The sequence below is a fragment of the Parafrankia elaeagni genome, from assembly GCF_000374165.1.
In the GTDB taxonomy this organism is placed as follows: domain Bacteria; phylum Actinomycetota; class Actinomycetes; order Frankiales; family Frankiaceae; genus Parafrankia; species Parafrankia elaeagni.
Window position 1 is genome coordinate 98,968 of record NZ_KB893722.1, and the last position, 9,038, is coordinate 108,005.

At 69.6% G+C, this 9,038-nt stretch carries 7 protein-coding genes and 1 pseudogene; 2 read left to right on the forward strand and 6 right to left on the reverse strand.

Annotated features, from left to right (window positions below; all coding sequences use genetic code 11):
* Positions 1–234: 234 nt before the first annotated feature.
* Positions 235–2,160: a metallophosphoesterase family protein gene (locus tag B207_RS0114500; RefSeq protein WP_018637267.1), complete on the forward strand. Its 1,926-nt coding sequence runs from the start codon at positions 235–237 to the stop codon at positions 2,158–2,160.
* Positions 2,161–2,330: 170 nt separating this feature from the next.
* Here B207_RS0114500 and B207_RS0114505 read toward each other — a convergent pair whose 3' ends face one another.
* Positions 2,331–3,146, reverse strand: a complete 816-nt coding sequence (locus B207_RS0114505; protein WP_018637268.1) for an enoyl-CoA hydratase — start codon at positions 3,144–3,146, stop codon at positions 2,331–2,333.
* Positions 3,147–3,207: 61 nt separating this feature from the next.
* Here B207_RS0114505 and B207_RS0114510 point away from each other — a divergent pair, with 61 nt between their 5' ends.
* Positions 3,208–4,215 (forward strand): TIGR03617 family F420-dependent LLM class oxidoreductase, encoded by a 1,008-nt coding sequence (locus tag B207_RS0114510; RefSeq protein WP_018637269.1) that lies wholly within the window; start codon positions 3,208–3,210, stop codon positions 4,213–4,215.
* A 1,010-nt stretch (positions 4,216–5,225) separates the two neighbouring features.
* On the opposite strand, the pseudogene B207_RS33945 reads toward B207_RS0114510, so the two are convergent.
* From B207_RS33945 to B207_RS0114535, 5 genes and pseudogenes are all read right to left on the reverse strand, one after another.
* Positions 5,226–5,981, reverse strand: a pseudogene (locus tag B207_RS33945) (AMP-binding protein); the annotation flags it as partial.
* Positions 5,974–7,116, reverse strand: a complete 1,143-nt coding sequence (locus tag B207_RS0114520; protein ID WP_051102533.1) for a hypothetical protein — start codon at positions 7,114–7,116, stop codon at positions 5,974–5,976. The gene B207_RS0114520 and the pseudogene B207_RS33945, both read right to left, overlap by 8 nt.
* 501 nt (positions 7,117–7,617) lie before the next feature.
* The gene (locus B207_RS39755; RefSeq protein WP_018637272.1) at positions 7,618–7,815 is read right to left on the reverse strand and encodes a hypothetical protein; all 198 of its coding nucleotides are present in this window, start codon (positions 7,813–7,815) and stop codon (positions 7,618–7,620) included.
* A gap of 186 nt (positions 7,816–8,001) precedes the next feature.
* A complete protein-coding gene (locus B207_RS0114530) occupies positions 8,002–8,349 on the reverse strand; it encodes a HepT-like ribonuclease domain-containing protein (RefSeq protein WP_018637273.1) in 348 nt (115 codons plus the stop codon).
* Complete coding sequence (locus tag B207_RS0114535) at positions 8,339–8,641, reverse strand: nucleotidyltransferase family protein (RefSeq protein WP_035740686.1); 303 nt, start codon at positions 8,639–8,641, stop codon at positions 8,339–8,341. The genes B207_RS0114530 and B207_RS0114535 overlap by 11 nt, the downstream gene beginning before the upstream one ends.
* Between the last annotated feature and the right edge of the window lie 397 nt (positions 8,642–9,038).

A 9,038-nucleotide genomic window follows, 5' to 3' on the forward strand; every position in this document is an offset into this window, starting at 1 on the left:
AGGTAAGCCTTCGCCTGAGATCGCGTGATCAGTCAACTGCGAGGCACCTGTTTGCTCCGAAGACATCCGGCGGTGGTGGAGGCGCAAGGCCGAGGCCATGCGGGGCCCGCATGCTCGGTAGCCGTCCGAAGTTCTACAGCCGAATAGAGGTTCTCCGTGTCTGCGTCTCCTCCAGCTGTCCCGCCCCGGCCCAGGCCGAGATGGTCCTGGCGGCGCCGGGCAGCGTCGTCCGTCGTGGTGGCCGGAGCACTCTGCGGGGTACTGGGCGCGGCGGTGCTGCCCACGTCCGCGACACCCCCGCGGGTCTCACCCCCAGCTGAGGGTGCCTTCTCCACCGATCCGGTCGGGTCGTTGCCGCTGTTGACAGACCCGTTCCTGCAGGCGCCCTCGGAGCGCGGCGTGCACGTCGTGTGGTTCACCGAGTTCGCCGGCAGCAGGCACGTCGCGCTGGTCGGCAGGGGCGTCGACCAGCTCGACACCGAGATGCTCGGCGCGGTCGCCACGGGCCGGACCCGTATCCCGGGCATCACCCAGGTGACCGCGTCCACGACGAAACTGTCGAGATCCGCCGAGGACTCCGCCTCGAACGTGCCGGCGGACCGCAGGCCCGCAGCCGGTGCCGGCATCGTCGCGCGTGACGTGTGGCGGCACGAGGCGTCCGTCAACGGGCTGCGGGCCGGGGAACGCGTGCCCTACCGCGTCGTGAGCCTGGACGGCTCCCGTCCGGACAGCGCCCGCCCGAACAGCCCCCGCCCGGGCAGTTCCCGCCTGGCCGGTTCGGGTACCTTCCAGCTACAGCCCCTTCCGCGCGCCGGCCAGCCGACGAAGATCCTGCTGACCAGTGACCACCAGGCGATGGTGAACACACCGGCGAACCTGCAGAAGGCGCTGGAGACCCTCGGCCGGATGGACGCGGTGTTCGTCGCCGGTGACCTGGTCAACGTCCCGGACCGGGCCTCGGAGTGGTTCGACGACACCCGCGGCAGCGCGTTCTTCCCCGTCCTGCAGGGCAACGGCGGCCGCAACGGCACCAACGGCGTTCCCTACGTCGGCGGGGAGATCATCCAGAACACGCCGCTCTTCCCGGCGATCGGCAACCACGAGGTCCAGGGCCGGCGGGCCGGTGCCACCACCCTGGGCGGATCGTTCAACGCGCCGGTCCCCCGCGAGGTCGCCGAGAGGGCGTACGAGGCCGTGGCCGCGCAGGTCAACCCGACCCGCAACCGGGCGGTCCGCGAGCAGTGGATCCGCGACAACTCCTTCTCGACCACCACCTACGAGGAGATCTTCACGCTACCGAAAAGCTCCCCGGGCGGCGAGACCTACTACGCGACCACCATCGGCGACGTCCGGATGATCTCGCTGTACTCGACCCGGATCTGGCGGGGCACCACCGCCAACGCGGACCCGGCGGCGCGCACGTCGACCAGCCGCTACCAGGAGGCCGGCGCCAACCTCGGCAACCCGCTCGCGCAGGGCTACGGCGAGCACATCTTCGAGGCCGTCGACGCCTCCAGCGAGCAGTTCCGGTGGCTGAAGAAGGAGCTGGCCAGCCGCGAGTTCACCAGGGCGAAGTACCGGGTGGTCATCCTGCACGAAGGCCCGCAGGGTCTCGGCGACAACATCATGCCGGTGTTCGCCGACCCGGAGCGGATCGAGGAGCGCAACGACGCCGGTGAACTCGTCGGGGTCCGGTACGAGTACCCACTGGCCGACAACCGCCTGCTCTACGACCTGCAGCCGCTGCTGGAGAACGCCGGGGTCGACCTGGTGCAGAACGGCCACAGCCACCTGTGGAACCGGTTCGTCAGCAGGAACGGGCGGACGAACTTCCTGGAGACCTCCAACACCGGCAACACCTACGGAGCCTTCCACCCCCTCAGCGGCCGGACCCGCCCGGTTCCGCCGGCACCGTGGGACCCGCGGAACTACTGGGCCATCGGCAACCCGGGCGGGCTCGCGCCGATCGTCCCGACGGTCAATCCGCACCGGGCAGCGGACGGCACACCACTGCCTTTCGTCCAGAGCAACGACCATGCCGTGTTCTCGGTGTTCGACACCGCGACGGCGCAGGTCGTCAGCTACTCCTTCGACCTGAGGACGCCGGACGTCGCCCCGGTTGTCCTCGACCGCTTCCGCCTCGGCCGCTCCCACCGCTGATCTGGCATGCCGACGGCCCGGGTCCTCACCTACGGGACCCGGGCCGAACCGCCTCCACGTCCGTGACGAGCTGGGCGCGTCGATTCCGCGCGACAGCCAGGGGTCAGTGGCCGGACCGCTGCTGTTCGACGGTGCGGGCGAGGATGCCGAGGGTCGCCCGCAGGCCGGCCTCAGGGATGGAGGGCCTGCGCCTTCCCGCGGGCGGTGACGGCGGCCCGGCGGGCGGCGACGTCGGCGGTGCCGCGCCGCCACGTCTCCGCCAGGACGCCCTCGACGAGATGCGCCTCGTCGAGGGTGGCGGTGTTCGCCAGCTGCCGGTAGTGCCGCAGCAGCCGGCGGACACTGCGCTGGTCGTTGCTGACGATGTCGGCGGCGAGCCCGCGGGCGGTGGGCAGCAGCTCGGCGTGCGGGACGACCCGGTTGACGAGGCCCAGGCGCAGTGCTTCGTCCGCGGTCAGGAAGTTTCCCGTCAGGGACATCTCGACGGCCGCCCGCCACCCGATGGACTGCGCGAGCAGAACGGTGACCCCACCACCCGGCATGACCCCGAGCCGGGCGTGGGTGTCGGCGAACCGCGCCCGTTCCGACGCCACCAGGAACGTGCACTGCAACGCCACCTCCAGGCCGCCGGTCACCGCGACACCGTTGATCGCGCCGATGACGGGTTTGGCGATGACGGGCAGGAACCGGTACAGGCCGTTGGTGTCACGTTCGGGGCCGGCGCCGGGCGGTCTCTCGACGTCGGTCGGTGGCACCTCGCCCGACACCTCCCGCAGATCGACCCCCGCGCAGAACGCCGGGTCGGCGCCGGTGAGGACGACGGCGTCGACGTCGGGATTGTCACCGGCAGCGGACATCTCGTCCCACAACGCATGAGTGAGCTGCCGGCTCAGCGCGTTGCGCGCCGCGGGCCGGTTGAGGGTGATGACGGCGACGCGGTCGCGAACGTCGGTCAGGATGACAGGTGCGGACTCGGATTCGGTCATCTGCGCGCCTCGGATGGTGAGAAGGGTGTCACGGACGGCGTGAGGAAGTATTCTTTGCGGGGTGAAAGTCGACGGTACGCTCAGTGGACTGTCCGGTGCAGCGGACCGCGCCCGCGCGTTGGAATCCCGCGGGTATGACGCGGTGTGGGCGGGGGAAGTCAACCAGGATCCGTTCCTGCCACTGGCCATCGCCGCCGAGGTGACCGAACACCTCACCGTGGGCACCTCCATCGCGGTGGCGTTCGCCCGCTCGCCGATGAGCCTGGCCTACACCGCCGACGACCTGCAGCGCCACTCCCGCGGCCGGTTCCTGCTCGGCCTCGGCTCCCAGGTGAAGCCGCACGTCACCCGCCGTTTCGGCATGCCGTGGGGGCGGCCCGCCGCACAGCTGCGCGAGTTCGTGGGCGCGCTGCGGGCGATCTGGTCGTCCTGGCATGACGGCAGCCCTCTGGATTTTCAGGGCACCTACTACCAGCACACACTCATGCCTCGGGATTTCGTGCCGCCCCGCCACGAATTCGGCCCACCCCGGGTACTTCTCGCCGGGGTCGGCGAGACGATGACCCGCCTCGCCGGCGAGGTGGCCGACGGTTTCATCTGCCACGGCTACACCACCGACCGGTGGATTCGTGAGCGTACCCTGCCCGCCCTGCGCGCCGGCCGCGAGAAAACGGGTGCGACAATGGACGGTTTCGAGGTCGCCAACACCCCGTTCATTGTGACCGGAACCGACGAGGAGATCGAGCGGAAGCTCCCGCAGGTCCGCGGCCAGATCGCCTTCTACGCCTCCACCCCTGCCTATCACGGTGTCTTCGACCTGCACGGCTGGGGGGCCGCGAACGAGGAGCTGACCGCCCTGTCGAAAGCCGGGCGCTGGTCCGACATGGCCCGACTGATCACCGACGAGATGGTCGAGGCGTTCGCGATCGTCGCCGCCCCCGGGGAGCTGCCCGGCCGTATCGCCGCGCGCTACTCCGGGCTGCTGACCCGCCTCTCGTTCACCCCGCCTGCCAGCCTCGACTCCGACGCCGTCGCCGACCTCGTGGTTCGGCTGCGGGCCTGCTGCTGAGAGATCAGGACCCGGCCTGCGCAGCCTCTCGGTGCGTGGGGCTCGATGCCGGATCCACCACGACGCGACGGGGCACCCGGGCTTGCTCCTCCGCAGGCGTACGCGCGTGGATCTGGCGGAGCAGGGCCTCTGGCGGACATCGTCCGGCCACCGTCAACTCGGCCCTGGCCCAGGCCACCGCCGCCCGTCGCGGACGGCGATGACGGGCGTCCGGGACAGGATCGGGGGCTGCCGCCCGCCGGTCAGCCGGGACTCGGGTGAGAGAGGCGTTGCCAGCGGAGTGCTCGCCGCCACGACGTGTGACATCGGTAGCAGTGCCTGGCTGTTCGGTGGTGGCTTCTGACGGGATTTCTGGTGTGTGGGGTAGTTGTAGTTACCGAAAGGGGCGTCATCGACGGATCCTCCAGGTACTCGACGTACCTGGACCAGGGACCCGGATGCCCGGGGTCTGGCGGGCTGTCCGGGACGCGCATCCGGACGTGCGGAGCGGCTGGGATGCCGGACCCAGCCGTGGGAAAAGGATCGGCGTTTCTCCCGGGCCCGTCCACAGTGGAACTACGTAGACGGCCTACGGGGATGTCTGACAGTTCTCCGATCGCTCCCACCGCGTCGCCGGGCGCCAGACAGCCCGCGGGTCGCGACTTGACGTGTTGTCTCGCACTCGGAAAAAATTGACCATGACCGCGTCCACGTCGCCGCGGCTCCCCGGAACGGGCCTGCCCACAGAGGTGACCAGCTTTGTCGGCCGGCGGCAGGAGCGTGCCGACCTCAGGCAGCTACTCGGGCGGTTTCGGCAGGTCACCCTCGTGGGCGCGGGCGGTGTGGGCAAGACCCGGCTGGCCTTGCGCACCGCCGCGGATGTCCGCGGCGAGTTTCCCGACGGGGTGTGGTTCGTCGAACTTGCGCAGTTGCGTGACCCAGACCTGCTGACACATCAGCTCGCGGCCACGCTCGGCTACTCGCCGCCAGCGGAACAGACGATTCTGACCATGCTGTTGGGGCACCTGCGCGTTCGAGACCGAGAACTTCCGGTAGACAGCCGCCCGCCCGCCGTACACCAGTGTTCCGACCACGGCCGTGACCAGAGCGTTGTAGTGGAACATCGGCAGCGGTGTCCACACCACGTCATCCGCGGTCCGGCCCCAGCTGTACCCGATCTGCCTGGACAGGGCCTCGTGGTAGTTGTGGCTGAGCATGCAGCCCTTGGACAGCCCGGTCGTCCCACCCGTGTAGATGAAGGTCGCCAGATCCGAGGGCCGACGTGCCACCGGCTCCGCCAACGGCGCACTGGCCAGCAGCTCCTCGAAGGAATGCCCGGTCGCACCGGGGAACGCCGGTACCTCCGGCCCCGTCACCAGGACGTGGGCCAGGGCGGGCAGGGCCGCGGTGACGGCGGCGGCACGGTCGGCGAGGTCGCCGGCGACCATCAGCACGGTCGACCCCGAGTCGCGCAGCTGATGGCGCAGGTACTCGCCCTTGTAGGCGGTGTTGATGGGCACCGCGACGGCACCTGCCCACTGCGCCGCCCACCAGGCGATCAGCATTTCCGGCGAGTTCTCCAGCAACATCGCCACCCGGTCACCGGGCCCGACCCCGAGTGCCTGCAGCCCGGTGGCAAGGCGCGCGGCGGCGTCCCCGACCTGAGCCGCCGTCAGCGTGCGGCCACCGATGTCCAGGTATTCGGTGTCAGGCTCCTTCTCGATCCGCCGCACCAGCAGCTCCGTGGTGGTGTGCTGCTGCGCACTGCCCCACACGCCGTCACTCACCTGACAGTTCCTCCCCGCCTTCTTCGTCGTGGACCCGCTCTCGTGCCCCGTCCAACAGGTCGAGAAATCCGCCGGGCCGGTACGGCCCGATGACCGCCTGTTCCAGCACACCGAGCCCTGTCCGTTGCCCCCAGGTCGCCCGCATCACCTGCTGTACGTGCACCGTGTCGAACGCCAGGACGTCCAGGTCGGCGGTCCTGTGTGCCTCGCCGCCGACCGCCAGCTCGCCGTGCCATCTGCCATGTGACCAGGTGGGATGCAGGTAGCCGACGCCCTTCATACGAAACGCCCGCAACGGCTCCAGCTCGACCGCCTCGCCGCCGGGAACAACGATGGAGGCGCGCTCGGAGCGCCGCAGCCCCGGCGCCCAGCGGATGTCGTGCCGCGCTCCATGGAGCTCACGGAACCCGAGATCCGGTCCTGCCACGGGCGCGCCCTCGCCCAGCACGGGCATGACCACGGCCGTCTCCGCCCACGGCCGCCCGAACTCGTTCTCGAACACCAGGTAGTGCACGCACTCGTCGGCGAAGTTCAGCGGAGCCCACAGGAAGAACAGCTGGGGACTCGAGGTACGCGGCGCCGCCGGCGCCGGATCGCCAACTCCTCGGACTCCCCAGGAGCGGTCCTTCGTACCGAAGGTCCCGGGGGCGATCCGGATCTCCTGGCCGCCGGTCGAGAACGCCCCGGACCAGCTCACCATCTGCGTCGCGCGGGTGACGTCCATGGCCAGCCGGGTGCCCTCGTGGCGGGTCTGACGCGGCTCCTCGTAGGCCGCGGTGCGCGCCGTCGCGACGAGGTCGGCGGTCAGCCCGTGCTCCGGGGAATCGACCAGGACTCGGCTGACCCGCATCGGCTCGACGATCTCGATCGAGATCGGGCCGATGGTCGTACTGGTCCGATCAAGCGGAATCCGCCCGGAGGCGAACACCGACCGCTGCACCCCGTCGTGGACCACGCTGAAGGCGGCATCGATCACGCCGCGGTTCGGATACAGCCCGAGCGCGACCGCGAAGTACATCTCCTCGTCGTAGCCGTTGAACCAGAACCGGTCATAGAAGTCAGCGTGTCCGTCACCCGCGTGCGCGACGGGCAGCGCCGTCTGGTGCAACGGATAGTCGTCAAAGGGGATGAGCAACGTCGGCTCCCTCTCCGAGCGGACCATGTTCTCGTGCCTCAGACCGACCACCGCTGCGACGCAGCGGCCAGCCAGCGACGTAACGCTGTGGCTCCTCCTGGACCGGGCTGCGCCTCTGCCCTCGCCACATCGAATACTAGCCGATATATCTAGATTTTTCCACGGACCGGCGACCGCGCCCGCCGGTGGGACCATCCCTGCACACGGTCGACCTGCACACAGTCGCCTCTTGGTCGCGACGTCGGGAGGGTGCCTCCACCCACCGGAAGCGTTAAATAGATATAGATATCTTTGCTGGCCGTCATGCCGACGCACCTCCACGAGTCCCTGTGACAGCGAAGGAGTGGCCTTACCCGCGGCGCTCGACGTCATCTCCGACGTGGCGCCGGAGCCGAGATCCTGGCGTAGGCGACCGCGCGCCGCTCCCACCACTGGATGCTGACCTTCGAGGACGTCACCGAGCTGCACGCCCTTGCCGACCGCTGCCAGCGGCGGCTGCGCCTACCCGCCCTCGACCCGGTACCACCTGACGGGCTGCACCTGACGCTCCAACGTCTCGCCTTCACCGACCAGATCAGCCAGGCTGACGTTCGCAGGGCCATCGAGCAGGCGCGCGACCGGCTGGCTGGCCGGCACCGAGCCGTTCTCGTTGGCCGTGGGGCCGCCGGCGGGGCCCTCCGGTGCCGTCCGCTTCAGCATCCTGCCCTGGGCACCGGTGGTCCCATCCGGGACGGGATCATCGAGGCGAGCGGGGCAGGCGGAGCATCACCCGGCAGGTGCCCCAGCTGGCAAAAGAGAGATGGCATCGTAGAACCGCTTCACCATCTGCCGCAGATCACCACCGAAGTCACCCCGGTGGTATTCGTTGCTGAGGCCCCAGTTGGTTCAGGTGACTTCGTCTACAGCGGCGAGAACCCGGCGTAGGTCGGCGGCGAACTGCGGCAGTTGCTCCCTGGCCGCGGTGTGCAGTATCTCGAGGTCGACGGACCAGTAGCCGTGGACGATCCGGTTGCGTAGCCGGACAGGCTGCTTCCAGGCGATGTCGGGGAAACGCCTGGTGATCTCGCCGGAGAGCTGACTGGCGGCCTCGCCAAGCACGGTGAAGTTCCACAGGAGTGCGTCGCGGCGCTGGCGGTCCGCCTCCAGACCGCTGATGGTGATCCCGTCGGTGAGTTTCTGCGCCTGATCGACTGCTTCGATCATCTCGCCGAGGAGGAGGATGTCACGCCGCATAAACGGGCCGCGCCTCAGCCAGGACGGACGAGCGGAGCAACGGGTGGAGCCCGCGGACGGAGACCAGGTCGACGGGCCGCCCGAACAGATCGGCGAGGTCATCGGCGAACTGCTCGATGTCCCAGCCCAGACGCCGGCCCGGCGCAAGAGTGTACAGGATGTCGATGTCACTGTCAGCGGTTGCGGTGCCACGCGCCTGCGAGCCGAACAACTGGAGCTCGGCAATCCCGTAACGACTGCAGATCGCCGCCAAGCGTGCACGGTCGATCTCTACTCCCGCGATGGACCTCACCGGGCAAGGGTAGCTGCAGGCGTCACGCGACGGCGGCACCACGACCCTCGGGCGGCCAGGACACGCCCACCGAGGCCGGGTTCACCCGGCTGGACGAATCCTAGAGGGAAAATGAGGTGACTGGTGGTCGTGACGGGCCCACGGCGCTGGTGACCACGCTGGAACGGGCAAGGCCAGGTGGTGACCGCGCTGGGACAGGGCGCGTCGGTGCCGGGGCCACGCCGAGTCACCCACTGCCTGGGGCGCGGGGCGTTGGCGGGCGGGCTGACGCCCGCCGTGGGCTGGGCCCGGGCATGGGTGACGCTGTGTTCAGTTCCTTGTCAGGCAGCTCTCGCGGGGCCGGTGGGCGGTGCCGGCCGTTTGGTGAGGACTACGTCGTAGCCGAGCGAGTTCATCT